The 25,778-nt window shown below is 60.1% G+C and carries 22 protein-coding genes and 1 tRNA gene; 12 read left to right on the top strand and 11 right to left on the bottom strand.

The genetic code is table 11. From position 1 onward, the window contains the following. Window positions 1-157 precede the first annotated feature (157 nt). From selA to KBP52_RS03935, 3 genes are all read left to right on the top strand, one after another. A complete protein-coding gene (gene selA / locus KBP52_RS03945) occupies window positions 158-1,570 on the top strand; it encodes an L-seryl-tRNA(Sec) selenium transferase (protein ID WP_212622132.1) in 1,413 nt (470 codons plus the stop codon). Continuing rightward, the gene (gene selB, locus KBP52_RS03940) at window positions 1,567-3,483 is read left to right on the top strand and encodes a selenocysteine-specific translation elongation factor (RefSeq protein WP_212623095.1); all 1,917 of its coding nucleotides are present in this window, start codon (window positions 1,567-1,569) and stop codon (window positions 3,481-3,483) included. The genes selA and selB overlap by 4 nt, the downstream gene beginning before the upstream one ends. A gap of 6 nt (window positions 3,484-3,489) precedes the next feature. Next, window positions 3,490-3,585, top strand: a tRNA-Sec gene (locus tag KBP52_RS03935). Window positions 3,586-3,741: 156 nt separating this feature from the next. On the opposite strand, the gene KBP52_RS03930 is transcribed toward KBP52_RS03935, so the two are convergent. The 5 genes from KBP52_RS03930 to KBP52_RS03910 all read right to left on the bottom strand — a co-directional run bounded on the left by KBP52_RS03930 (window position 3,742) and on the right by KBP52_RS03910 (window position 10,642). Next, window positions 3,742-4,101, bottom strand: a complete 360-nt coding sequence (locus KBP52_RS03930; RefSeq protein ID WP_212622131.1) for a hypothetical protein — start codon at window positions 4,099-4,101, stop codon at window positions 3,742-3,744. Window positions 4,102-4,719: 618 nt separating this feature from the next. After that, window positions 4,720-5,079, bottom strand: a complete 360-nt coding sequence (locus tag KBP52_RS03925) for a hypothetical protein (RefSeq protein WP_212622130.1) — start codon at window positions 5,077-5,079, stop codon at window positions 4,720-4,722. 579 nt (window positions 5,080-5,658) lie between these two features. Continuing rightward, window positions 5,659-6,954 (bottom strand): OprD family porin, encoded by a 1,296-nt coding sequence (locus tag KBP52_RS03920; RefSeq protein WP_212622129.1) that lies wholly within the window; start codon window positions 6,952-6,954, stop codon window positions 5,659-5,661. 332 nt (window positions 6,955-7,286) lie between these two features. Further along, complete coding sequence (locus tag KBP52_RS03915; RefSeq protein WP_212622128.1) at window positions 7,287-8,990, bottom strand: amidase; 1,704 nt, start codon at window positions 8,988-8,990, stop codon at window positions 7,287-7,289. A 269-nt stretch (window positions 8,991-9,259) separates the two neighbouring features. Continuing rightward, window positions 9,260-10,642 carry an aspartate aminotransferase family protein gene (locus tag KBP52_RS03910; RefSeq protein ID WP_212622127.1) on the bottom strand — a complete coding sequence of 461 codons (1,383 nt, stop codon included), beginning with the start codon at window positions 10,640-10,642 and terminating at the stop codon, window positions 9,260-9,262. 157 nt (window positions 10,643-10,799) lie between these two features. Here KBP52_RS03910 and KBP52_RS03905 point away from each other — a divergent pair, with 157 nt between their 5' ends. Next, complete coding sequence (locus tag KBP52_RS03905) at window positions 10,800-11,405, top strand: TetR/AcrR family transcriptional regulator (RefSeq protein ID WP_212622126.1); 606 nt, start codon at window positions 10,800-10,802, stop codon at window positions 11,403-11,405. Window positions 11,406-11,640: 235 nt separating this feature from the next. Here KBP52_RS03905 and KBP52_RS03900 read toward each other — a convergent pair whose 3' ends face one another. Beyond that, window positions 11,641-13,188, bottom strand: a complete 1,548-nt coding sequence (locus tag KBP52_RS03900; RefSeq protein ID WP_212622125.1) for a hypothetical protein — start codon at window positions 13,186-13,188, stop codon at window positions 11,641-11,643. A 449-nt stretch (window positions 13,189-13,637) separates the two neighbouring features. Between KBP52_RS03900 and KBP52_RS03895 the strand changes: the two genes are divergently transcribed. From KBP52_RS03895 to KBP52_RS03880, 4 genes are all read left to right on the top strand, one after another. Next, window positions 13,638-14,753 (top strand): AI-2E family transporter, encoded by a 1,116-nt coding sequence (locus tag KBP52_RS03895; protein WP_137217155.1) that lies wholly within the window; start codon window positions 13,638-13,640, stop codon window positions 14,751-14,753. A 109-nt stretch (window positions 14,754-14,862) separates the two neighbouring features. Next, window positions 14,863-15,651 carry a DUF2092 domain-containing protein gene (locus KBP52_RS03890; RefSeq protein ID WP_212622124.1) on the top strand — a complete coding sequence of 263 codons (789 nt, stop codon included), beginning with the start codon at window positions 14,863-14,865 and terminating at the stop codon, window positions 15,649-15,651. A gap of 1 nt (window position 15,652) precedes the next feature. Then, window positions 15,653-16,231, top strand: a complete 579-nt coding sequence (locus KBP52_RS03885; protein ID WP_212622123.1) for a hypothetical protein — start codon at window positions 15,653-15,655, stop codon at window positions 16,229-16,231. A 205-nt stretch (window positions 16,232-16,436) separates the two neighbouring features. Next, complete coding sequence (locus KBP52_RS03880) at window positions 16,437-17,081, top strand: amino acid transporter (protein ID WP_212622122.1); 645 nt, start codon at window positions 16,437-16,439, stop codon at window positions 17,079-17,081. Here KBP52_RS03880 and KBP52_RS03875 read toward each other — a convergent pair. Further along, window positions 17,055-17,717 carry an NAD(P)-binding domain-containing protein gene (locus KBP52_RS03875; RefSeq protein ID WP_123594655.1) on the bottom strand — a complete coding sequence of 221 codons (663 nt, stop codon included), beginning with the start codon at window positions 17,715-17,717 and terminating at the stop codon, window positions 17,055-17,057. The genes KBP52_RS03880 and KBP52_RS03875 overlap by 27 nt on opposite strands. 99 nt (window positions 17,718-17,816) lie before the next feature. Here KBP52_RS03875 and KBP52_RS03870 point away from each other — a divergent pair, with 99 nt between their 5' ends. Further along, the gene (locus KBP52_RS03870; protein WP_212622121.1) at window positions 17,817-18,704 is read left to right on the top strand and encodes a LysR family transcriptional regulator; all 888 of its coding nucleotides are present in this window, start codon (window positions 17,817-17,819) and stop codon (window positions 18,702-18,704) included. A 13-nt stretch (window positions 18,705-18,717) separates the two neighbouring features. Here KBP52_RS03870 and proP read toward each other — a convergent pair whose 3' ends face one another. From proP to KBP52_RS03855, 3 genes are all read right to left on the bottom strand, one after another. Further along, window positions 18,718-20,220 carry a glycine betaine/L-proline transporter ProP gene (gene proP / locus KBP52_RS03865; protein WP_077572961.1) on the bottom strand — a complete coding sequence of 501 codons (1,503 nt, stop codon included), beginning with the start codon at window positions 20,218-20,220 and terminating at the stop codon, window positions 18,718-18,720. 153 nt (window positions 20,221-20,373) lie between these two features. Beyond that, entirely contained in the window at window positions 20,374-21,033 is a 660-nt protein-coding gene (locus KBP52_RS03860) for a DUF3313 domain-containing protein (protein ID WP_212622120.1), read from the bottom strand. Then, a complete protein-coding gene (locus tag KBP52_RS03855; RefSeq protein WP_212622119.1) occupies window positions 21,033-21,350 on the bottom strand; it encodes a hypothetical protein in 318 nt (105 codons plus the stop codon). Before KBP52_RS03855 ends, KBP52_RS03860 begins: the two co-directional genes overlap by 1 nt. 162 nt (window positions 21,351-21,512) lie before the next feature. Between KBP52_RS03855 and KBP52_RS03850 the strand changes: the two genes are divergently transcribed. Together KBP52_RS03850 and KBP52_RS03845 are read left to right on the top strand one after the other, a co-directional pair. Continuing rightward, window positions 21,513-22,220 (top strand): response regulator transcription factor, encoded by a 708-nt coding sequence (locus KBP52_RS03850; RefSeq protein ID WP_212622118.1) that lies wholly within the window; start codon window positions 21,513-21,515, stop codon window positions 22,218-22,220. After that, on the top strand, window positions 22,217-23,545 hold the full coding sequence (locus tag KBP52_RS03845) for an ATP-binding protein (RefSeq protein ID WP_212622117.1): 1,329 nt from the start codon (window positions 22,217-22,219) through the stop codon (window positions 23,543-23,545). The genes KBP52_RS03850 and KBP52_RS03845 overlap by 4 nt, the downstream gene beginning before the upstream one ends. 95 nt (window positions 23,546-23,640) lie before the next feature. Here KBP52_RS03845 and KBP52_RS03840 read toward each other — a convergent pair whose 3' ends face one another. After that, complete coding sequence (locus KBP52_RS03840; RefSeq protein ID WP_249122249.1) at window positions 23,641-24,744, bottom strand: helix-turn-helix domain-containing protein; 1,104 nt, start codon at window positions 24,742-24,744, stop codon at window positions 23,641-23,643. Window positions 24,745-24,791: 47 nt separating this feature from the next. On the opposite strand from KBP52_RS03840, the gene KBP52_RS03835 reads away from it, so the two are divergent. Continuing rightward, a complete protein-coding gene (locus KBP52_RS03835; protein WP_212622115.1) occupies window positions 24,792-25,775 on the top strand; it encodes an ABC transporter substrate-binding protein in 984 nt (327 codons plus the stop codon). The last annotated feature ends 3 nt before the right edge of the window (window positions 25,776-25,778 follow it).

Genomic DNA, 25,778 nt, shown 5'->3' with positions numbered 1-25,778 from the left:
GCCTGCTCGCGAAGGCGTGAGGTCAGTCACATCCACACTAACTGGCACACCGCTTTCGCGAGCAGGCTCGCTCCCACAGTGCGTCTACACTTCTGAAACCCTTGTGGGAGGGAGCTTGTTCCCGAAGGGGCTGTTTCAGTTGAATCAGGAGTGGCTGATGTCTTCCAGCGTTGCCCTGCGGTTGCCGTCTATTGACGGCTTGTTGCGTCACCCGGCGTACGCGCCGTTGGCCGAGCGTTACGGCCGGGATTCGTTACTGACGGGGCTGCGTCAACTGCTCGATGAGCTGCGGCCCGGCGCGTTGAGCGGGCAGTTGTCCGCCGTTGAAATCGGCGCCGAAGTCCTTGCCGGCCGAGTCGGTGAGCGCTTAGCCCAGCAACAACGCAGCAACGTGCGCCGGGTGTTCAACCTCACCGGCACCGTCCTGCACACCAACCTCGGCCGCGCCTTGTTGCCCGACGAAGCCATCGACGCGGTGCAAATGGCCGCGCGTTATCCTCTCAATCTGGAATTCGATCTGGCCAGCGGCAAACGCGGCGATCGCGATGACCTGATCGAAGGCCTGATCCGCGAACTGACCGGCGCCGAAGCCGTCACCGTGGTCAACAACAATGCCGCCGCCGTGCTGCTGACGCTCAACAGTCTGGGCGCGCGCAAGGAAGGCATCATTTCCCGTGGCGAGCTGATCGAAATCGGCGGCGCCTTCCGCATCCCCGACATCATGGCCCGCGCTGGCGTGCGTCTGCACGAAGTCGGCACGACCAATCGCACTCATGCTCGTGACTACGAAGCGGCGATCAGCCCACGCAGCGGTTTGATCATGCGTGTGCATGCGAGCAACTACAGCATCGAAGGTTTTACCGCGCGGGTGCCGACCGCTGAACTGGCCGAGTTGGCCCATCGGCATGGCTTGCCGTTGCTGGAGGATCTGGGCAGCGGCAGTCTGTTGGATCTGACCCGTTGGGGTTTGCCGGCCGAACCGACGGTGCGGCAGGCACTGCTGGATGGCGCGGACATCGTCACCTTCAGCGGCGACAAATTGCTCGGCGGCCCGCAGGCCGGGTTGATCGTGGGGCGCAAAGAGCTGATCGCGAGGATCAAGAAGAACCCGCTGAAACGCGCGCTGCGGGTGGACAAGTTGACCTTGGCGGCACTGGAGGCGGTGCTGGGTTTGTATCGCGATCCGGATCGCCTCGCTGAACGTCTGCCGAGTCTGCGCCTGTTGACTCGTCCGCAGGCAGACATCTTCGCCCAGGCTTCACGGTTGCAGCCCTTGATGGCTGAAGTCTTGGGTTCGCTGTGGCAAGTCAGCGCAGTCGAGGCCTTGGGCATGATCGGCAGCGGCAGCCAACCGGTGGCTCGCTTGCCGAGTGCGGCGCTGTGCATGCGCCCGCAAGTGTCGAAGCGTTTGCGCGGGCGTTGCCTGTTGAATCTGGAAGCGGCGTTGCGCGCCTTGCCGATCCCGGTGCTCGGGCGCATGGGCGACGACGCGTTGTGGCTGGATCTGCGCCAGCTCGACGATGAGCCGGCGTGGCTTGCGCAATTGCCGCAGCTGCAGGTCGACCCGTGATTGTCGGCACGGCGGGGCACATCGACCACGGCAAGACGTCGCTGCTGCAAGCCCTGACCGGACAGAACGGTGACCGCCGCCCGCAGGAACGCGAACGCGGGATGACCATCGACCTTGGCTATCTCTATGCCGAACTTGAACCCGGCGCCGGCCTGACCGGGTTTATCGACGTCCCCGGCCACGAGAAATTCACCCACAACATGCTCGCCGGCGCCCAAGGCATCGATCTGGTGTTGCTGGTTGTTGCCGCAGATGACGGCGTGATGCCGCAGACCCGCGAGCATCTGGCGATTGTCGAATTGCTCGGCATCCCGCGCGCCCTGGTGGCGATCAGCAAATGCGATCGGGCTGAGGCGGGCAGGGTGGAAGAAGTGCAACGTCAGGTGCTGGATCTGCTTGCCTCGGGGCCGTTTGCCGAGGCGCCGATCCTGACCGTGTCGAGCCTGAGCGGGCAGGGTATTGATGGGTTACGCCAGTTGTTGGTACAGACGCAAAGTGAAGTGCACGAGCGTAGCAGTGAAGGTGGTTTCCGCTTGGCCATCGACCGCGCGTTCAGCGTTGCCGGTGCGGGGATTGTGGTGACCGGCACAGCGTTGTCGGGCACTGTTTCAGTCGGCGACAAACTGTTGCTCGGACCTTCCGGCAAATCGGTCCGGGTTCGCGGCTTGCACGCGCAAAATCAACCCGTCGAACAGGCTTTCGCCGGACAGCGAGTGGCTTTGAATATCAGCGGCGAGCGTCTTGAACTGGCGCAGATCCATCGCGGCCAGTGGCTGCTGAGCGAATGGCTGTACGCGCCGACGCAACGGGTCGACATCGACTTTCATCTGTTGCCCGGTGAGCGCACCTTCGAACACTTTCACCCGGTGCACGTGCACCTCGGCACGCAAGATGTGATTGCACGGGTGGCCTTGCTCGAAGGCCCGCGCCTAAATCCCGGCGAGCGCATGTTCGCGCAACTGCTGATCAACGCGCCGGTGCACGCGGTGAAAGGTGATCGACTGATTCTGCGTGACCAGAGCGCGCAACGCACCTTGGGTGGCGGCCAGGTCCTCGACCCGTTCGCCCCGGCGCGACAACGCCGCAGCCCCGAACGGCTGGCGCAACTGCAAGCCTTGGCTAGCAGTGACAGCCTCGAACAAGCCTTGCCGGTGTTGCCCAATCACAGCGCCGGCGGACTTGATCCGCAGCGGCTTGAACGCCAATTCAATCGTCCACGCGCGTCCTGGTCGTTAGCGGAAAACGTGCGCCTGATCGACACCCGCCAAGGCCCGCTGCTGTTCAACGTGCAACGCTGGGCGCAACTGAAGTTCACCCTGCTGGAGCAACTCGAGCAGTTCCATGAACTGGAACCCGACCAGATGGGCCCGGACCGCGATCGCTTGCGCCGCTTCAGCGGTCTGGCACTGGAACGCTCGACGTTTGTCAGTTTGCTGGACGAATTGCTCACCGCCGGATCGATTCAGGCAAGTGGTCCGTGGCTACATCTGCCGGATCATCAGGTGCGCCTGAATGCCGAGGACGAAAGCCTCTGGCAGGTATTACAACCGCTGTTCGAAAACGCCGGATTTGACCCACCGTGGGTGCGCGACATCGCGAAAATGCTCGGGCAGGACGACGCCGTCGTACGCCTGCTGCTACGCAAACTGGCCCGGCTCGGTCTGATGCATCAAGTCGTGCGCGATCTGTTCTTGAGTGACGTGCAACTGCGCCGAATGGCCGATGTGCTCCTGAAGCTCGCCAAGGAAAATCCGCAGATCCAGGTGACAACCTTCCGCGATGCGCTAGGCTTGGGACGCAAACGCTGCATTCAGTACCTCGAATACTTCGACCGCGTCGGCCTGACCCGACGCCTCGGCGAGTCCCGCCAGATCCGCCCCGACAACGCGCTGGCCCACGCCGATGCGCAATGAGTTAAAGGAAGGCAATCGCGCCCGGTGGCGCGGCCGGGCTTCAAACCCGGTTGGGGACGGCATCCGTTCCCGGGCAGGTTCGACTCCGGCTGCCTTCCGCCAGTTTCCAAAAAGCCAAAGAACGGCTGCCGCAGATTGATCGTTCCCACGCTCTGCGTGGGAATGCAGCCCGGGACGCTCCGCGTCCCTTCCAAAGCCGAACGCGGAGCTTCCGTTGAGGCATTCCTTTGCGGCGCGTGGGAACGATCTGTATCCCTGCTACTGCGGCAACTCCAGATTATCCATCACCCGATTCACCGCCAGCTCCCCCAGCATAATCAGTTGCGCAATCCCCAACAGCTTTCTGCGCTGCGACGCGGGTATTAGGTGGGCAAAGTCATGGGCGATGGTTCTGGCGGAGGCAAGTGTTTCGCTGGCATCAGCCAGCAATTCTTCGTTTTTGAAGTCGGCGGTGACGGCGTACATCCGGCGGGTTTTGCGCGGTGGCGGGGTGGAGCCGGGTGGGCAGAGGTAGTGATCGAGGGCGCGCTCGGCGGCGTCGTTGAGCTTTTTTGAATCGAGGGATTCGTAGGGGGAGGCGAGGTCGGTTTCGGGTGGGTTGGGTGTTGGTTTTATCATGGTGAAGCTCCTTGAGATGTGGAGCCGTCATCCATCGCTGCTAAACGGATAGGGTGGCGGCTGTACGCGGGTTAGCAGACCAGGCTCAAGGATCCCGGCGCACCGAAGTGCCCCACGCAAAGCCGCCATAACGTAATGGCGATACTCGCGTGCCTTGAAATTTTCCGAGCTGCTAAACCCGATCGCTGATTCGTCAGCGACCGCACCACAATAGAACCCGCCCCCAAAGCACACAAGCCGGCGGATTCTGGCGTAGCTGTAGGCAATGGCGCAAGAATTTGTAGCCTTGAAGGCGTGTCTGGAGGTGTCTTTTAAACACTGAAGTTTAAAAGACTAAAAGTCGGGCAAAGGTCTGGGGGCAAACGGGGTTTGTCCCTGATACCTGATAACGCGTTCCGCCAGTTTGCCAAAAGCAAAAGATCGCAGCCTTCGGCAGATCCGACACCGATCTATGTAGGAGCTGCCGAAGTCTGCGATCTTTTGATCTTGCCGGTGTTGATCGTTCCCACGCTCTGCGTGGGAATGTAGCCCGGAACGCTCTGCGTCCCATCCAGAGCCGAACGCGAAGCGTCCGTTGAGGCATTCCCACCCAGAGCGTGGGAACGATCTGTACCCGAACTAATTCGGCAATTCCAGATTATCCATCACCCTATTCACCGCCAGCTCCCCCAGCATGATCAGCTGCGCGATCCCCAACAGCGTTCTGCGCTGCGACGCGGGGATGAGATGGGCGAAGTCATGAGCGATGGTTCTGGCGGAGGCGAGTGTTTCGCTGGCGTCGGCCAGCAACTCCTCGTTTTTGAAATCTGCGTTAACGGCGTACATCCGGCGGGTTTTACGTGGTGGTGGGGTGGAGCCGGGTGGGCAGAGATAGTGATCGAGCGCGCGTTCAGCGGCGTCGTTGAGCTTTTTTGAATCTAAGGACTCGTAGGGGGAGGCGAGGTCGATTTCGGGCGGGTTGGGTGTTGGTTTGATCATGGGTAAAGCTCCTTGATTACTGAAGCCGCCACATTTCGCTGCGAAACGAAGAGAGGTGGCAGCTGTACGCAGGTTCGCAGACCGGGAATCAAGGTACCCGGCATACCCGAAGGTATCCCGCGCACAGCCGCCATGAAGCACCGTTGCATAAATCTTGATAGCAACGATTGGGTGCGCTGTGCGCCTTGATTGATCCGGGCTGCGAAACCCGATCGCTGATTTGTCAGCGACCGCACCACAATAGAACCCGCCCCCAAAGCGCACAAGCCGGCGGATTCTGGCGTAGCTGTAGGTAATGGCGCAAGAATTTGTAGCCTGAAAGGCGTGTCTGAAGGTGTCTTTTAAACGCCTGAGTTTAAAAGGCGATTTGCGCTGACTTCACTGGCCCCTTCGCGAGCAGGCTCGCTCCCACAGGTTCGGCGGTGTAAACACAGCCTGGTGATCGACGCAGAAACCTGTAGGGGTGAGCCTGCTCGCGATAACGGTGTATCAGTCAGCATGAATGTTGCTGAAAAGACGCTATCGCGAGCAGGCTCACTCCTACAGGGGATAGCGTTTCAAATCGCGAGGGGTGGTGGGTTAGAAACCAAGTGGGTACTGGATCACCACGTAGATCCGGTCAATATCATCCCCTGCCTGCGCCTCATTGGCCCGGTGCGAAACATGCGACACCTGCACCGACAAATCCTTCGCCGCGCCCGATTGCACGACGTATTTCAAATCGATATCGCGCTCCCAGTGTTTGCCGCCATCGCCTTGCTGCGGCTGGTAACTGCCGCTGTCAGGATCGAACGGGTTGTAGGCGCCGCCCTTGGGCGCGTGGGTGCCGTCGATGTGGCTGCCGCTGACGTAGCGGGTCATGAAGCTCAGGCCGGGGATGCCCAAGGCGCCGAGGTCGAGGTCGTAGCGCGCTTGCCATGAGAGTTCGTTGGCGCCGTTGAAGTCGGCGTATTTGATCGAGTTGGCGAGGTAGATCGAGTCGCCGCCCACGAAGTCGAACGGCGTGTCACCGTTGATCCGTTGCCAGCCGAGCATCACTGCATGTGGGCCGAAGGCATATTTGCCGGACAGGCTGAACGCGGTGTTGTCGATGGCGCCGGCCAGCGCGCGGCCGGTGTCGCGGGTGTGGTAGAGGTTGGCATCGAGCAGCACGCCGGACTGCTTGAAATGCAGATTGCCGTAGTACTGGTGCCAGGTATCGCTGAGTTCAGACGCGTACAACGCGCCGCCAATCGGGGTGTCAGCGAACAGGTCGGCGCCGAGGAAACTGATCCCGCCGGCCTCGGTATTGGCGCCATAGCCGTAGAAATCGCCTTTGCCGGATGAGCTGTCCTGATTCTTGAACGCAGTGAAATGCCCGGCCACCAGATTGACGTGATCGAGCTCGGCACTGTTGAGCAGAAACCCGCTGGCGTACTCCGGTTGCAGGCGTTTGTCGGAGGTGTCGAACACCGGGGTTTCGACGGTCATTTCACCGAAGGCGAGGGTGGTGCGCGAGGCTTTCAGCTTGAGCGCGCCGCCGGCGCTGGAGTAATCGTTTTCGCTGCGACCGTCGCTGTCCACTGGCAACAAACCGGTGCCGGAATGGCCTCGACCTCCGTCCAGTTTCAGCCCGGTGAAGGCGTGGGCGTCAATGCCGAAACCGACTGTTCCTGCTGTGAAACCAGATGAGAAGGTGCCGATAAAGCCCTGAGCCCATTCCTGTTTGTAGTTTTTGCCCGACGGTGAGGGCGAGCGGTAGTCGTTGCTGAGGAAGAAGTTGCGGCTGAGGATTTCGCTTTTGGCGTCGTCGAAAAAACCGCTGGCGTGGGCGGTTGGGTTCAGACCGCAGAGCAGCGTGAGGAGGGTGAGACGCAAAGGGGCGCGGTCGATCATGGTCGGTGGCCAGCGGCAATGAAGGTGGCCTGAATGATCGAGGGATTTCAGCGCCGGGGATTGAGCGGATGTGCTCAATGAACGGCATCACACAACCCCCTGTAGGAGTGAGCCTGCTCGCGATAGCGGTGTGTCAGTCTCGATAAATTTAACTGACAGACCGCTATCGCGAGCAGGCTCGCTCCTACAGGGGATTTGGGTTGAATGGGGATTTTGTGGCGGAGCTGAAACCTGTGGGAGCTGGCTTGCCAGCGATGGCGGTGTGTCCGTCAAGTTTATTCTGGCTGACACACCGCATCGCGAGCAGGCTCACTCCTACAGTTTTGATCGCGTTACGACAGTGGCGGCGTACGCGGCGGGATCTGGCGTTTGCTGCCGGTCGATTCAAATGCGGCGGCCAGGCGCAGCAGGTTCGAGTCGTCGTAGGCGCGGCCGGCGAAGGTCAGGCCGACCGGCATGCCGATGTCGGCCATCACGCCCATCGGCACGGTGACGGTCGGCACGCCGAGGTGGCGGATCGCGAGGTTGCCGTTGGCCACCCAGATGCCGTTGCTCCAAGCGATGTCGGCTGACTCAGGATTGACATCGGCGTCCGCCGGGCCGACATCGGCGACGGTCGGGAACAGCACGGCGTCGAGGCCCAGCTTATCCATCCACTCCTCAAGATCGATACGTCGAGTCTGCTCGAGACCGCGCAGGCCGTCGGGTACGGTAGAGATTTCATTCCACGGCGTGATGCCGCGCTCGGCCATGCGCACGTATTCGTCCATGCCCGCCACCAGATCACCTTCACGGTTAGGCAGCGTGCCCGGTTCGTGCGGGAAGATTTTCGGCCCGTCGACGTCGACCAAACGATTGAGTTTCGGGTCGCCGTTGGCTTGCAGGAAGTCGTCGAACGCCCATGCGGTCAGGTCCCACAGCTCATGGTGAAGGAACTCTTTCGAGACCAGACCACGGGTGAATACGGTTGGCGCACCGGGACGATCGCCTTCGCAGTTGGAGACCAGCGGGAAATCGGTTTCGACGACTTCGGCACCGGCCGCTTCGAGGGCCTGGCGCGCCTGCTTCCACAAGTCGATTACCGAAGCGCGGGTATTGATGCGCTGGCCGGTCGGGCCACCGATGCCCGGTGCTTCGCTGGTGCCGGCTTCAGGGTCGGCGTTGATGAACATGCGTGGTACGGCGAATCGCTTGCCGGCCAGTGCTTTGGCGTCGGCGGCCAGATCGGCGTAAACGACGGGGCGCACTTCATTGACGCTCGGAATCGGCACCCACGGTTGCAGGCGCCAGAGGTCGCCACGGGTGTCCGGGTCTTCGGCAACGACGATGTCGAGGACTTCGAGCAAGTCAGCCATGGTCCGTGCGTAAGGCACGACGACGTCCATGGTCGGCGTCAACGGCCAGTTGCCGCGCACCGAGATCACCCCGCGCGACGGCGTGTAGGCGCACAAACCATTGTTCGACGCCGGGCCACGCCCGCTCGACCAGGTTTCTTCGGCCAGACCGAACGCAGCGAAACTCGCTGCCGTGGCGGTGCCAGCACCGTTCGACGAACCGGAGGCAAACGGCGCAGTCAGGTAATCGGCGTTGTAAGGGCTTTCAGCGCGACCGTAGACGCCGCGCTGCATGCCGCCATTGGCCATCGGCGGCATGTTGGTCTTGCCCAGGCAAATTGCCCCGGCCGCGCGCAGGCGTTCGATGGTGAAGGCATCGCGATAGGCAACCAGATCGGCGAAGGCCGGGCTGCCGGACGCGGCGGTGAGGCCCTTGACCAGATAGCTGTCTTTGGCGGTGTAGGGAATGCCATCGAGCGGGCCGAGGGTTTCGCCTTGGGCGCGGCGGGCATCCGATGCGCGGGCTTCGTTCAACGCTTCAGGGTTGCGCACGACCACGGCATTCAGCGCCGTTGGGGTGTCGGCGCCATCGTAGGCATCGATGCGTGCGAGATATGCCTGCACCAGTTCGACCGCGGTGGTCTGGCCGGACTCGAGCGCGGCGCGCAGTTGGGCAATGGAAACTTCGGTGACTTCGATCATGCGCTCACCGCTGTTTGAATTTGGGTGTTTTTCCTGGAGTGGGTGTTCATATCGGTTCTCGTTGCACAGCTATAAGCGACAAGGTTAAGACTGGCGCCTATTTAACACCAAGCGGCGTGCGGAGTAATCGACGGGATTGAATCTTGCCTGTTTTCAACCCGACTGACGCCATCGCGAGCAGGCTCACTCCTACAGGGGAACGCATTCCAAATGTAGGAGTGAGCCTGCTCGCGATAGCGGTAGTCCGGCCGCCATATTCCTTCAGCCGATCACAAAACGCCGTACTCCCGCGCCGTCCGATCCACCGCAATCCGCGTCTTGTCGATCAGCTCATCCAGCTCCGCACGCGTGGCCACCAGCGCCGGCGCCATGATCATCCGCCCCAATGTCGAGCGAATGATCAGCCCTTCCTCAAAGCCAATCGTGCGGCAACGCCAGGCAATGTCGTTTTCATTGGCAAAGCGCTTGCGGCTGGCCTTGTCTTCAGCAAACTGCAACGCCGCCACCAGACCAACGCCCTGAATCTCACCCACCAACGGGTGATTGCCAAACACCTCGCGCAAGCAATTCTGCAGATACGGTCCGGTATCGGATTTCACCTGCGCGACCACGCCTTCATCGCGCAAGGCCTTGAGGTTGGCAATCGCCACAGCGGCCGCCACCGGGTGGCCGGAATAGGTCAGGCCGTGGGCAAACACGCCGCCTTTTTCCACCAGCGCCTCGGCCATGCGCCGCGACAGAATCAAGCCACCCATGGGGATGTAACCGGAGGTCAGGCCTTTGGCGATCGACAACGTGTCCGGCTCAAACCCGAACGTCTGATGCGCAAACCATTCACCGGTGCGACCAAACCCGCCAATCACTTCGTCAGCACACAGCAACACATCGTACTTACGGCAGATACGCTGAATTTCCGGCCAGTACGTCGCCGGCGGAATGATCATGCCGCCCGCACCCTGAAACGGTTCGGCGACAAATGCGGCAACCTTGTCGGCGCCCAGTTCGAGAATCTTGTCTTCCAGTTGTCGCGCCGCGCGCAAGCCGAATTCTTCCGGGCTGAGGTTGCCTTCGTGGGCGAACCAGTACGGCTCATCGATGTGCGCCACATCGGGAATGGTGCCGCCCATCTCGTGCATGAACTTCATCCCGCCCAGCGCCGTCGCGGCGAGGGTCGAGCCGTGGTAGCCGTTCCAGCGGCCGATCATGATTTTCTTCTCGGGTTTGCCCATCACTTGCCAGAACTTGCGCACGGTGCGGATCAGCACTTCGTTGGCTTCGGAGCCGGAGTTGGTATAGATCGCATGGCTGTAGTGCTTGGGCAGCAGGCTGAAGAGCAGCTCGGACAGCTCGATCACCGCCGGGTGAGTGGTGTGGAAGAACATGTTGTAGTAGGGCAGTTGTTCCAGCTGTGCGGTCGCGGCGGCCGCGAGATCCTTGCGCCCGTAACCGAGGTTGGTGCACCACAGACCCGACATGCCATCCAGATAGCGATTGCCGTCGTTGTCCCACAACGCCAGCCGATCACCGCTGACCATCACTCGCGGACCTTCCTCGTTGAGGGCCTTCTGATCGACGAACGCGTGGATGTGGTGAGCAGCGTCAGAGGCTTGGTAATCGCGGGTACTGCGGGTCGAATCGAATTCGGCGGACATGGCGGATCTCCAGAGCAAAGGGCAAGTGAGTGAGTTCGTTGCAGCGCTGCACGGAGAAAGTTTTGTCATCTAAAAATATTTTTGTAAAGAAAATATTTGTCGGTGAAAAAAGATCTCCGTAGGCTGAGGGCCATTGGCAAGGATCATCAGAGGCAACATGAGCGGACTCAGAGAACGGCAGAAGGAACAGCGCCGGCAGGTGATTGCCGAGGCGGCGCTCGAGTTGTTCAAGCGCAACGGCTTTGCGGCCACCACGCTGGAACAGATCGCCGTGCAGGCGGGGGTTTCCGCGCCGACGGTGGTGAATTATTTCGGCGGCAAGCAGGAGATTCTGCTGGCCTTGCTCAAGCAACCCGACGAGCAAGCCATGCGCGAGGCGCGGGCGAATCTGGACGAGGACAGCGATCCGCTGGAGGCGCTGTGCGAGTTCGAAGGGCTGATGACCGATTACCAGCTGCAGGCGATGCCGGCTTCGCTGTGGCGGGAGTTGGCGCCGTTTCTACTGACCGGCGAACTGGCCGAAGCGATGAGCCCGTGGAATGCGGCGGTAATTGAAGAGACGAAAGCGCTGCTCCTGCATTTTCAGCAGGCCGGCAAAGTGCGCGAATCGATCGATCTCGACGTGGTGGCGACGCTGTTCAACCAGTACGCGAACATGGCGTTCATTCGTCTGGCGACGCAGGAAGTCCCGGATCGGGCCGCGCACGCCTTGCACATGCGCGGGGTTTTGAATCTGTTGTGTCACGGCATGCTTGCGCGCTGATCGTCTCGATCAAAATCGCCATGAGCCTGTGTCGGTAAAGTCGCTCCAGTCCTGCCAGTTCACCGAACTCAACAGCGTCCATTGTTCGTTCAACTGATGGGCGTTGCTGTTGAAGAGTATTCTTTCGAAGCGCAAGCAGTGAAATCGATGAAGGCCGTTGATACTCCCCTGTTTCGACCCATCACCAAGAACCTCTCGCAGGAAATGGACTGTTCAAGGTTCTCGGGTTGCAACGTTAGTGTGAATTCACGGGAGATTGCTTGGGTCTGTTTTTCATCAAAGTGAACTCTTCCATTTCCAGTTTCAAGCGACTGTCGATGATGTCGTGCTGATCAAATCCCAGTCGGTTGTTGGTGGCGCTTATGTAGTAGTCATGAAGTTTTTTATTGTTTTTATCTTTTCGTTCGCGAGCCGAGTAATCAATCGCGTAGTGCATTTCTGTTGAAAAGGCTTGAGGGTTAAAGTCTTCTGCGTGAGAAAAGATGCGGCCATGAGTCGCCTTCCAATACGCCTTCATCATGGCGTAATCAAAGAACTTGAAAATATGTTTTCGTATCGATGCGTCCAGTTCTGGAAAAAGCTCGCGAAACTGACCCTGATACAATAAATTTTGCAGTGATGCCTCAATTGCAGATGAGCTTTCGCTCATCATGTCTGCTGCTGGGTAAAGCATTCCGCTTTTAATGTTAAGGAGGTTGTCAGACAGGCTTGAAGAAAATAGCCAATAACGCGCTTCTTGATATTTCTTCACTTCCTCGATTACATAGAGGTCCACCAGTCGCTCGGCCAGAGTCATTAGTTCGATATCGGATTTACCCTTTACGTCGACTAAAGATATCTCTCGCAGCACAGCTTCAGACACATGCTGAGTGCTATGGATGTTATCTCCTGGATCTCGGAATCTCATCGGTCTTATCAAGAATTTGAAGGTATCCATGTTTTCCGTCACGCGTAGCGCAATCAACGCAGCACCTGTATCAGCAATCGATTCCGCAATGAGTTGACCCGTGTCCTCATCAATGTCCATGCCATATTTTTGTGTTGTATCCAAGTAGTTGCGGGTATGAACTGCCTGGTCGTGAGCATGGGTCATTTCATGAAAGAACGCCCACTGATTAAGTTCCTCCAGTGTGGTCGCGTAAGGCACAGCTCGCGGTGAGTCCTCTATAAAGTTGGTGGGCGACTCGGGCCGGAGAAAAGCTACCGATTGACCATCATCCAAACCGCTGCGATTAACGTTTGCTGTTGTGCTGTTTGAAAACATGTAACTTCGATCAATCAGAAAATTCCAGTCCTCCTTTGTGAAGTCAAAAAAGTATCTTCCGACAGGATTGTTGAGATATTTGAGCTTTCTGGTGGTCGTGCCCCCATCCCCGTGGTCTGGGTAGTTGAATTGAGCGTCAAGCTTGTTGGGGTAATTCACTAGGAAGAAATCTGACTTCGGGTCGCTTGGCAGAATAATAACCATGTCTTTTCCGCCGAACTCCTTGGTAATTTCGGCGCTTTGCGAACTCATTTGTTGGCGAATATCTGAAATGGTGAGCGGTTTATAATTATTCAAGGCTCGGTTTATGTCGATGAATGCAAGATTAGCCTTTAGCTTTTCGCCGTCTCTTTGAATTGCTTTTAGACAGGGATACATGATCCATGAAAGCAACCCTGCGGCAACAAGTATAATTATCGGCGGCAGTGCGCGAAAGAAAGGCGCCGCTATCCTTTTTTTATTATGTGGCTTGTTATGTAAGTTGGAGTCGGGATTTGGAGAAACGTCCTTGGCACTCATAAAGGCCCTCAAAAAATAGTTGTCAGGTATCGATGTCTACTGGATGTACAACATGAAGTGCGATTGCAGGTTTGCGAGTCTGTAATCGTGAAAAGCCCACGTTTCCATAAGTAGCCCCGCACAGTTGCTGCTGGCAGCGGTAGTAGCCCGTCTAAGTCGGCCGGTTAAAAAGTCACACAAAGATAAAAATATTGCGAGCGATGTTAACACGCCATCATCCGGGTCGGCAGGCCTTTGAACAGAGCATCAGTGGTCAGATATTCCACGGCGGCAGGCAATCTTATGCAGCATCCACATATGGCTGCTCGTGGTGCGGGATAAAAATTTGCTGAAAGGGTTGATGGGCCGGGTGTACGCCTGTTCCAGCTTGGCGGGAAAATTTACGGTGCCTGCCGGGATGTGAACTAGGCTCACAGCGGTTCAACGCTGGCCCAATCAGGAGAGCCGACATGGAAGACAAACCGCTGATAGCGTTTCAGAGTTCCAGAGCGCTGCTGGATGTGCTCATTCGAGCGGGGCTGATCACCATTCTGGTGCTGTTCTGTTACGACATTTTCCATCCGTTTCTCAATGTCATGCTCTGGGCGTTGATCCTGGCCGTCACGCTGTATCCGCTGAATCAGCTGCTGGGCGCGAAACTCGGCAATCGCTACGGCTGGGCGGCAATCATTCTGGTGCTGCTGGGCTTGGTGATTCTGATGTTGCCGTTAAGCCTGTTGGGCGCGTCGATCGCCGATTCGATCAAAGGCAGCATGCACACGTTCGAGGCCGGGCAGTTCGAAATTCCGCCGCCCCCGGCCAGTGTGGAAGGCTGGCCGCTGATTGGCGCGCCGCTGTACGGCATCTGGACGCATGCGTCACAGGATCTGAGCTGGGTGTTTCAGGAACTGGCGCCACACCTCAAGGACTGGAGCAAAGTGGTGTTGCATCAAGCCGCCGGTGTCGGAGCGGGCATTGTGGTGTTCGTGGTTGCCTTGATCGTCGCCGGGCTGATCATGCATCACGGCGAGCGCGGCCACCGCACAGCGGTGGCTGTCACCACACGCATTTCCGGGCCGGTGCGCGGCCCGCAGATTGCCGAACTGTGCACGGCAACCATCCGCGCCGTGGCGCAGGGCGTGGTTGGCATCGCGTTTATTCAGATGCTGCTGGTCGGCGTGGCGCTGGTGGTCATGGGCGTACCAGCGGCCGGTGTTCTCGCCTTGATGGTGTTGCTGCTGGGCATCACCCAATTGCCGGTGTTGCTGATCACGCTGCCCATCGTGATTTATGTCTTCGCCGTGGATGGGGTCAGCGCTGGCACGATTATCTTTGCAGTGTGGATGGCGATTGCCGGGCTTGCCGACAACGTGCTCAAGCCGATGTTGCTGGGGCGCGGCGTCGCGGTGCCGATGCCGGTGGTGCTGATTGGCGCACTGGGCGGCATGGTCACCAGCGGCATTATCGGTTTGTTTACCGGGCCGGTGATTCTGGCGGTTGGCTATGAATTGTTCATCGGTTGGGTGTATCAACCGGCCGATGTCACCGAGCTTCTGGAGAGCCAGCGCAAAGAACATCTGCCGTGACATTCACCCCCTCTCGCTGATGCATTGGCGTACCCCCGGACTGAGGTCTAGGCTGGTCAATCAGTCGCCCTTCGGGCGCAATGCCCACCCAGGGACAGGAGCGGAACCGATGAAAGCCCCAGCCAGTATTGTCTGCCTGATGTTCACACTGGTTCTCGCGCCGGGAGCCCGCGCCGAAGACCCGCCGGCTGCGCCCACTGCCGAGGCCACGGACGCCGCGCCGTTGATCAACCCGCAAGTGGTCGACAAGCTCATCGACATGGGCAATTACCTGCGCAGCCTGCCGAAATTCCAGGTCGATGCCCAAGTCTCGCGCGACACGGTTCTGGAGTCCGGGCAGAAGATCAAGACCGAGTCCGCCAATACCCTGAAAGTGCTCGGCCACGATCGCCTGTATGCGAAAAGCGAAGGCGATGTGCGCACCCGCGAGTTCTTCTACAACGGCAAAAAACTCACCCAGTATTCGCCGTACCTGAAGTACTACACCACCGTCGACGCCCCGGCCACCATCGCGGAAACCCTGCACAAGGTCGAGAACTTCTACGGTGTGCAGGTACCGATGGAGGACCTGTTTCTGTTCGGCAGTGATCAGGCGCAGATCGATGCTTTGAAAGCCGCGCTGTATGTCGGGCCGTCGGTCATCAAGGGCCAGCTCTGCGACCATTTGGCGTTTCGCCAGGAAGGCATCGACTGGCAGTTGTGGCTGACCCGTTCCGACAAACCTTTGCCGTGCAAACTGGTGATCACCACCACTGACGAGAAGAGCTTTCCCGAGTACAGCGCGGTGTATCAGTGGAACCTCAAGCCGACCATCCCGGACACGCAGTTCACCTTCAAACCGGGCAAGGGCGATGTGGCGATTGCGTTTAAAAAAGCCAGCGATCAGGGAGGGCAGTGACATGAACAAGTCGATGACGTGGAGTCTGTTGTTGTCGCTGGCCGCCGCCACGCTGCTCACCGCCGGTTATGTCGCTGAAGCCGATGCACGGGGGCAACGCGCTCAGGGACATGCCCGCGCCAACGTCAACCGCGCGCCGGCGCCGAACGCGCAACGGGCGCAGCGCATCAATGCGCCGCAGCGCAGCAACAATGTCAGTGCCGGCAATCGGGTCAATTCGGGCAATCGGGTCAATGCTGGCAACAACGTCGGCAACCGCACGAACGTCAATAACAGCAATCGCAACGTCAACCGTAATGTCAACATCGATAACAGTCGCGATGTCGATATTGATGTCGACGGCCATGGCCGCTATGGCTACGACGATCACTACCATCCGCTGGCGGCCGCAGCGGCGGTCACGGCAACCGTCGCGGTCACGGCGGCGGTGGTGGGCTCGATCTTTACCCCGGCGCAAATGCCCAGCAGTTGTGTGCAGGTGATTCAGTACAACGTCGCCTACATGCAGTGCGGTTCGACCTGGTACCAGCCGCAGTATCAGGGCAGTGATGTGACGTATGTGGTGGTCAACGCGCCGTGATCAGGCTTTCGGCACCCACGGTTGCATCTGCGCCAACAGGCCACGACCGCCGATTACGGTGGTCTTGATGAACTTGCACATGACGGCTCCTTTAATGACGGGCGATGCGGATTCAGGCTAGTCGATAAAAATGTTGAGCCGGAGGGTGAAAGGGGTTCGAATGGCGCCGTTACGAAGCCCTTCGATTAATCTACGAGCCCCAGACATGACAACAGCCCATCCGGTGGTGCCGGACCAAGAGCAATGGCAAGCCTGGACACCCGATGAGTTGGCGCGGCGACTGCGTTCGGTAGACCGCCCATGGTGTGTGGTCGGTGGCTGGGCGCTGGACCTTTGGCTCGGTCGGCAAACCCGCGCGCACAGTGACCTGGAATTCACGGTGCTTCGGGCCGATTTCGCCTGTTTTCGCCAGGCACTCGGTGATCTCGATTTCTATGCAGTAAAGGACGGTACGTTCCAGTTTCTGTCAGCGACTTGCCTGCCCGCCGAAGACGTTTTTCAGATATGGGCTTACGACCGCACCGCACCGGCCTGGCGCGTGGACGTGATGATCGAGCCGGGCACCCCGCAAACCTGGGCCTATAAACGCGATCCGTCGATTACCGGTCCACGCGCGGAAATGGTTCTGCAAAGCACGGGCGGCATCCCGTATCTGCGACCTGCCGCCGTTCTCTTGTTCAAAGCCAAGCACACGCGCCCCAAAGACCGCATCGACTTCACGACGGTCTGGCCTGATTTGTCTGCGCCGGAGCGCGCGTGGCTAATTCGGCATCTGACGCTGTTGCACCCAGAGCACGACTGGCTCAGCAGCGTTCTGGCGTTATCAGCGCCGCCAGCTGCCCAAGGGTAATTCGACCTCGCGCTCGGCAGCAGCCAAGGCGATCTCCAGCCCGGCCTTGTCCAGCGGCGCGCAGTAAGCCGGTTTCGCCCGCTCGAATCGCCAACTGTCATCGAGGCTTCCGGCGTCGACCGCATCGAAGCCAAGTTCGTCCAGCAAACCCACGACCAACGCCTTGGCGTCAGCGTCATCTGCGGCGACGGGCAGGGCGCGCCGCTCGCTGGAGCCGTGCGGCCGGGTATCGGTGAGCAGGTCTGCGGCGAGGATGGCATTGAATACCTTGACCACCGTGGCGCCGCGCAAATGCTCGGCAAGCAAACGGCTGGTGGTGGTCTGGAAGGTGTCGAGTGCGGCGATGTGGCCATCGCGATCGGGGTAATAGTTGTTGGCATCGAGCACGGTTTTGCCCTCGAACCACGCCGGCGGCAGGCTCGGGATGTGTTCGTAGGGGATGGCCAGCAACACCACGTCGGCAAACTGCGTGGCCTGTTCGGCCGTGCCGATCTGGCAGCCGGTGATGCCGGCGAGCACGCTGCTCATGGTCTGCGGGCCGCGGGAGTTACTGAGCATCACTTCGTGCCCGGCGGCGAGGGCGATTTGCGCGACGGCGCGCCCGATGAAGCCGGCTCCAACGATTCCAATGCGCATGGTGTGTTCCTCTGTCAGGTGGGGAGCCACTATGATGATTGCTGATCAGATGCAGATAAATTGCACTCTGTTACTTACTTTCGCTAACAGGAGTTTCGAATGGATCGGCTGACCAGCATGGCGGCTTTCGTGATGGCGGCCGAAGCGGGCTCGTATGCCGGCGCCGCGCAACGCCTCGACATGTCGGCGCAAATGGTCGCCAAACACGTGGCCGCCCTTGAGCAACGGCTCGGTGCACGGTTGCTCAATCGCACCACGCGCCGGCAAAGCCTGACCGAGCTGGGCCAGGCCTATTACGAGCGCTGCAAGCACATCGTCACTGAGGCAGAAGCCGCTGATTCGCTGGCGCAGATCATGAACGACACGCCGCGCGGCAAGCTCAGGATCAGCGCGCCGGTTAGCTTTGGCTCTTACAGTCTGATGCCGTTCGTGACTGCGTTTTTGCGTGACTACCCCGAAGTGGAAATCGACCTGCACCTGACCGACCGTGCGGTCGATCTGGTGGAGGAGGGGTTTGAGGTGGCTTTCCGGATCGGCCCGTTGGCCACGGCCAGTCTGACCGCGAGGCCCTTGGCCGCGTACCGCTTGATCGTTTGTGCGGCGCCACGTTATCTGGCCGAACACGGCACGCCGCAAGTGCCCGCCGATCTGCAACAGCATGAGTGCTTGGGGTATGCCTACTGGTCACGGCCCGCCGATCACGAGTGGTCGTTTTTTAACGGCGAGCAGGTCGAACGCGTGCCGGTGCGCAGTCGCTTGCACGTCAACGAAAGCAAGGCGTTGTTGTCAGCGGCGATTGATGGGTTCGGGATTGTGCTGGGGCCTGCCGATTTTCTTGAGCCGGCATTGCGCAGAGGGGAATTGGTCAGGTTGTTGGAGGGGTTTCAGGCACCGAGCAGGCCGATGCACCTGCTGTACACGGCCCATCGGCAGAAGACCGCGAAAGTTCGCCAGTTCATCGATGCCGCGGTCAGGCGCTTTGCCTGACCGGGCATACGGCTCAGTTAATTCGCGGATGCTGCTGCACCAGTTCCTTGCGCTTGGCTTCCAGCGCAGCGATTTCAGCGTCGATGTCTTCGATTTTCTGCTCGATGTTGTCGTGGTGTTCTTGCAGCAGTTCCTTGGCTTCCTCAAGGTCGGAGGCCGCCGGGGCTGCACCACGCAACGGCTTGTTGGCGGTTTCCTTCATGGTCACGCCGGTGGCCAGACCGATCACGGCGATAACCATCAGGTAATACGCCGGCATGTACAGATTATTGGTGCTCTCGACCAGCCAGGCGACCACGGTCGGGGTCAGGCCGGCAATCAATACCGAGACGTTGAAAGCCGCCGCCAGCGCGCTGTAGCGAATGTGCGTGGGGAACATCGCCGGCAGCGTCGAGGCCATGACGCCGATAAAGAAGTTCAGCAACACGGCCAGCATCAGCAGGCCGGCGAAGATCAAACCGATCTTGCCGCTGTTGATCAACATGAAGGCCGGGATCGCCAGAATGAACAAACCGATGCTGCCAACCACGATGAAAGGCTTGCGGCCGATCTTGTCGCTGATGAAACCGATTGCCGGCTGCACGAAGAGCATGCCGACCATGATCGCGATGATGATCAGCACGCCACGGTTTTCGCTGTAATGCAGGTTGTGCGACAGGTAGCTCGGCATGTAGGTGAGCAGCATGTAATACGTGACGTTGGTTACCGCGACCACGCCGATGCAGGTCATCAGGCTGCGCCAGTGTTTGGTCGCGACCTCCTTGAACGAGACTTTCGGGCCACCGGCGAGGCCTTCGCGATCGCCTTGCTCAAGCTTTTCAACGTGCTGCTGGAACGCCGGGGTTTCTTCCAGGGCGTGACGCAGATAAAGGCCGATCATGCCCAGTGGCAAGGCGAGGAAGAACGGCAGACGCCAGCCCCATTCCTCGAACTTCGCCTCGCCCAGCGTCGTCGAGATCAACACCACCACACCGGCACCGAGGACGAAACCGGCAATCGAGCCGAAATCCAGCCAACTGCCGAGGAAGCCGCGTTTGCGGTCTGGCGCATATTCAGCGACGAAGATCGACGCACCGGTGTATTCGCCACCGACCGAGAAACCCTGGGCCATTTTTGCCAACAGCAGCAGGATCGGCGCCCAGATGCCGATCGAGGCATAGGACGGAATCAGGCCAATGGCGAAGGTGCTCAGCGACATGATCACGATGGTCGCGGCGAGGACTTTCTGTCGTCCGTACTTGTCGCCCAATGCGCCGAAGAACAAGCCGCCCAGCGGCCGGATCAGGAAGGGCACCGAGAACGTCGCGAGCGCGGCAATCATCTGCGTGCCCGGGTCGGCGCCGGGGAAGAACACTTTGCCGAGCACATAGGCGACAAAGCCGTAGACACCAAAATCGAACCATTCCATGGCATTGCCCAGTGCGGCGGCGGTGATCGCCTTGCGCATCTTGGCGTCGTCGACAATGGTGATGTCTTTCAGGCCAATCGGCTTGACGGTTTTCTTGCGTGATTTCATCCGGGTCTTCTCTTTGCTGATCCATCGTGCCGCGTAGATGCCATCTATTTGATGGCGCGTACTCTTTGGCTCAGATACATGAGGACACGAAATAATTCACTGCCCGGCGCTTTTTTTCCCTGCGAACCCTGATTTTCCCTGTAGGAGCTGCCGCTACCGGCGCAAGGATGCGTAAGATTTGCCGAGGTCACTGGCCCAGCCATCCAGCACGACCTTGACGTCGTCGGCAGTCAGCACCTGCTGGTCGTTCTCCAGCGGCACACCGGTGCCTTTGCGCACCACTTCGGCAATCACTTCGCCGGTCGAACCGTCCTCGAAGGACACCTCGGTGGCAACCTGACTGTCCTGATCACGGATGCCTGTGGCCGTGCTCACACCGGCCGCGACGAGGGTGACGGGCAGCCACTCATAAAAGCGCAAACCCTGAGTACTGGTCGCCACTTGGGTGATGGCGGGGCGCACCACCAACGTGTTCGGCCCCGGTTGGTTGACCAGATGCATCACCTTGCCCAATTCCAGCCGTAGCGCCGCATCGTAGTAGTCAGTGACCCCGGACAGCGTGCTCAGCGGAATCCGCGGCGTCGGCTCGGCGCTCGGGTAAAACTGACTAGGCGCCAGATACACCTGAGTGTATCGACCCCGGGCGAGCGCCGGGCTGACCCACGCCAGGACAGGCTGGCCGGACGGCGACTGGCGTTCGGCCAACACGCTGTAGTCATGCAGGAACCCACTGTGTTCGACCTTGTTACTGGTACAGGCCGACAAGCTCAGGGTGGCAGCGAAGGCCAGCGACAGCGAACTCGTGCGGGTCATCAACGGGTTTCCTTGTGTTGTTGCGTGGCGATGCTGTCGGAACATTCGATGTGCAACTGGCCGTGGCTCATGATCCATTGGATGAGGTCGGCGGCGGCAATGCTGTGAACGTACTCGACCCAGTGCGCATTGGTCGGGCTGAATTGCTCGAAGTAACGGCGCAGGAAGATCCGGCTCTGATCGCTGGACACGCTCAGGCACGACTCCTGAAACACAATCGGCGTATCAGGGCCGAGCGCGGCGGTACGCTGGCTGAGGATCAACGGACGATTGCTGTTGTGCCCCTCGGCGCCATGGTTGTCGTTCAATAGCTTCATGCGAACCCCCTGGATTGGAATGGCCGCAGAATGCCCGCGCGGTTTTGCCAGAGAATGTCCGCTTGATGTCTGGCGCGTAGAAATGTTGCTCGATTGAAATAAATGACCCGGGCGGCGAAATGGCTTTAGATTGGCGTTTTTTCGCCGCATGGATCTGTAACTGTGAGCAGACTGCTGTTCGTCGACGACGACGTGGAAATCCTCGCGCTGCTGAAGAAGTTCTTCGTGCAGCACGCCTATGAAGTCGACGTGGCGCCGCATGGCGAAGCCATGTGGGCGGCAATCGCGCAGAACCGTCCGGACACGATCATTCTTGATCTGATGATGCCCGGCGAAAGCGGCCTGAGCCTGTGTCAGAAGGTGCGCGCGCAGCTGGGCATTCCGATCATCATGCTCACCGCCATGGCCGAGTTGAGCGATCGCATTGTCGGGCTGGAACTGGGTGCCGACGATTACCTGACCAAACCGTTCGCCCCGCAGGAATTGCTCGCCCGGGTGCGCGCCTTGCAGCGTCGCGCCGGCGAACAGCGCCAAACAGTTGAGCCTTCACGCCCGGTGATCGGCTTCGCCGGTTGGCATCTGGACATCACCTGCCGCGAATTGCGCTCGCCGGAAAACGTGATGATTCCGCTGTCCGGCGGCGAGTTCGATTTGCTCGTGGTGTTTCTCGATCACCCGCAGCGCATCCTCACTCGCGAGCAATTGATCGATCTGACCCACGGCCACGGGCATGACGCTTTCGATCGCAGCATCGATGTGCAAGTCAGTCGTCTGCGGCGCAAGATCGAACCCGACAGCAAGCGCCCGGACTTGATTCGTACGGTGCGCAACGGCGGCTATCTGTTCACCGCCAAGGTCACTCGCTCGTGATTCGTCGACTGTGGCGCGGCGACACCCTGCGCCGACACATCGCCCTGACCATCGTGGCGGCGATGCTCGCTTCGCTGGCGTTGAATGCGCTGTTCGTGCAAGTCGCCGGCATCTGGGCGCGACCACCGATTGAACGCACTGGCCTGCTGGAGCAGATTGCCGCGACCTCGCGGGTGATCGAAGCGGCCCCGGCCAACCTGCGCCCGCAACTGGCCGAGGCGGCGAGCAGCGCCATGCTGCAGGTGTCGTGGCAAGCGCAGCGTGCGGATTTCGATCTGCCCAATGACGGCCTTCGCCTGCCAGCGAGCAGGGTGCCGGTGCTCCAGCAACTGCTGGGCAATGATCGAAAAATCGAGGTGTTCAGCCCAGGCGATTGGCCGAACGGCAGTCCCCAGGCGCATTACGCCGCCGTCGTGCAATTGGTCGATGGCAGCTGGTTGTCATTTATTCCGCCGGAGCGCAGTTGGGGTCTGGAATTTGGCGTGCGTATCGCGATCGTCATCGCCTTGGGACTGATTGCCACATTGCTCGTCGCCTGGGTCGCCACCCGGCAACTGGCCAACCCCTTGCAGCGTTTCACGCGGGCCGCCAGACGTTTCGGCACCGATCTGCGCGCACCGCCGATCAAGCTTGAAGGCCCCGACGAAATCCGCCAGGCGATCATCGCCTTCAACACCATGCAAGCGCAGATTCAGCATTTCATCGCCGAGCGCACGCACATGCTCGCGTCAATTTCCCACGACCTGCGTGCACCGCTTACACGCATGCGTTTGCGCAGTGAGTTCATGGAAGACCTCGATCATCAGGGCAAACTGATTCGCGACGTTGAAGAGATGCAGTCAATGATCAACGCTGCATTGGCGTTCTTCCGCGAAGACACCCACCGCGAGCAAACCACAGCATTTGATCTGTCGGAGCTGCTGCAGACCATCGTCGACGATTACCGTGATCAGCAGATCAATGTCGACTTTGCCGGTCCTGCGCATCTGGTGTACGAGGGTCGGCCGCTGGGGATCAAGCGGGTGATCGTCAATCTGCTGGAAAATGCGCTGAAGTATGCGCAGCGTCCGGCCATTGCGTTGACGCGTGACGAGTATTCGATCTGCATCGAGGTCAGCGACGAAGGCCCCGGTATTCCCGAGGCAGCGCTGGAGCAAGTGTTCGATCCGTTCTTTCGTCTGGAGGCTTCGCGCAATCGTGACACCGGCGGTGTGGGCCTCGGGCTGTCGGCGGCACGGGCGATTGCGCGCGAGCAGGGTGGCGAGTTGACGTTGAGCAACCGCCACGGTGGAGGGTTGTTGGCGCGAGTCGAACTGCCACTCTAGGGCGGACAGCTTGTACGAAGTTCGCTGAACACTTGTAGGCGTCTATCTGGAACATTGCCGGCGCTATGCGCTGCAGCAATGATCCACGCAGCGAGTCATTGGGCCAGCCCGGCGAGTGCAATGCCCAACGGCTGCACCGCTCCCGTCGCAGCGGCTTTCATTTCACTGCGGTAGCCGTGGGGACTGATGCCCAAATGCTTCTGGAAGGCCCGGCGCATACGTTCCTCGCGGCCAAATCCCGCCGTTTCGGCAATGCGCTTGATCGGCTCGCGGGTGGTCTTGAGTAGTCGAGTCGCCGTCTCCAGACGCAGGTTCTCCACCGCTTGCGCCGGGGTTTCTCCGGTGGCGGCGACATAGGCACGGGCAAAATGGCGCGGGCTCATGCCGAATTGTTCGGCCAGCCGCTCGACGCGCAAGTCTCCGTTCAGGTTCGCCGCGATCCATGCGTGCAGCCGCGCCAGACGCGCGTCCGGGTCGGTGCGCAGGGCCTTGGATTGAGCATTGAGCGAGGCACTGAGCTGCGGCTGTTCGGCATCACGCCACATGAACACCGTGAAGTACCGCGCCAGGGCCAGCGCCGCATCGGCACCGAGGTCTTGTTCAACCAGACCAAGGGCCAGATCGATACCGGCAGTGGCGCCGCCGCAGGTCCAGAGGTTGCCATCGTGCAGATACAGCGCATCGGTCTGGCAGCGTACTGCCGGGTAGCGCGCCTGCAGTTCGGCAGCGAATTTCCAGTGTGTCACCACTTCGCGGCCATCGAGCAGGCCCGCTGCGGCCAAGGCAAACGAACCCGTACCGATCGAGCACAGCCGACGGATGTCAACCGAGCGGCGGCGTAGCCAAGCGCACGCGGCTTCGTCAGCTTCAAGCGCGGCCATGCCCGGCCCACCGGCGACGATCAGCGTGTCGATCACCGGGGCCATGGCATCGATCTGTTCCAGCGAACAGGTGGTCACGCTGATGCCGGAAATGGACATCACCTGACCGCCATGCGGCGATGCCACCAGCAAGCGGTACGGCGGACTTGCGCTGTAGGGCGCAGCCAACACGCGCGGTATGGCTGCAAACACCTCAAGCGGGCCGGCCGCATTGAGCAGCAGCAAGTCATCGAACGCCAACACCACGACAGTGCGAGCAGGCAGCGGCGCGGCGTCCGTGATGGCAGCAAAGGAGGGGTGTTTGGCATGGAGCGACACGGCGGGCCTCGACATACTGAAATCAATGCACAAATGAGCGCACGACAATGCCGGTAAAACTTCCTGCTGCCAAGCGTCTGCTGGCACACCCTGTAAAAGCGCTGCTGTGCGGCGTTGCGTTGCTGCTCAGCCAGCCGCTGTCGGCCACTGCCGAGCCGTTGAAACTGGGCGATCAGAGCGGTTTGACCCAGGCATTGCTGCATGCCGCCGGCGAAGATCAACACCTTGCCTATGCGCTGTCCTGGCACCCGTTTCTGGCCGGGACTACGATGCTCGAAGCGTTGAGCGCCGGAGCGATCGATGCCGGTGTCGTGGGCAATGCACCGCCGGTGTTCGCGCAGGCCGGTGGCTTCGACATCCGCATCATCGGCGTCGCGAGCGGTGCACAAAACAACAATGCGCTGCTGGTTCCCGCAGGCTCCGGCGTTCAGCAGGTCGCCGATCTGAAAGGTCAGCGGGTGGCCGTGGCCAAGGGCAGCAGCGGGCATTATTTGTTGTTGGCCGCGCTACATAAAGCAGGCCTCACGCCTCGGGATGTGAACATCGCCTACGTCAGTCCGGTGGACGCACAGAATGCGTTTGCCAGCGGCAAGCTTGATGCCTGGGCGGTGTGGTATCCCTTCGTCGGCCAGGCGACATCGCGCGGTGCACGGGTTCTGGTCGATGGCAGCGCCTGGCCGGAAACCGGGTTGAATTTCACCGTCGCCAGTCTGCAGGCACTGAATGATCCGCAGCGGACAGGGCCGTTGGGCGATTTGCTCGCCAGGCTGGCCCGCGCTCAAGCCTGGGCCACGGCACACCCTGAAGAATGGGCCGAAGTTTTCGCGCAAACCACACGACTCCCCGTGGCGCTGGTGCAAGAAATGCTCGCGCATCAAGCTCTTCGCTATGTGCCGATCGAATCCTCGGTCATCGCCTCGCAACAGCATCTGGCCGACCTGTTTGCCAGCGAACGTCTGATTCCGCGACCACTGCAGGTCGGTCAGATCTTCGACGATCGCTTCAACCCTTTACTGCCAAGCCACCCATAACCC

The organism is Pseudomonas sp. SCA2728.1_7 (assembly GCF_018138145.1).
Classification (GTDB): Bacteria; Pseudomonadota; Gammaproteobacteria; order Pseudomonadales; family Pseudomonadaceae; genus Aquipseudomonas; species Aquipseudomonas koreensis_A.
This window is presented reverse-complemented; position numbering and strand designations above follow the sequence as displayed.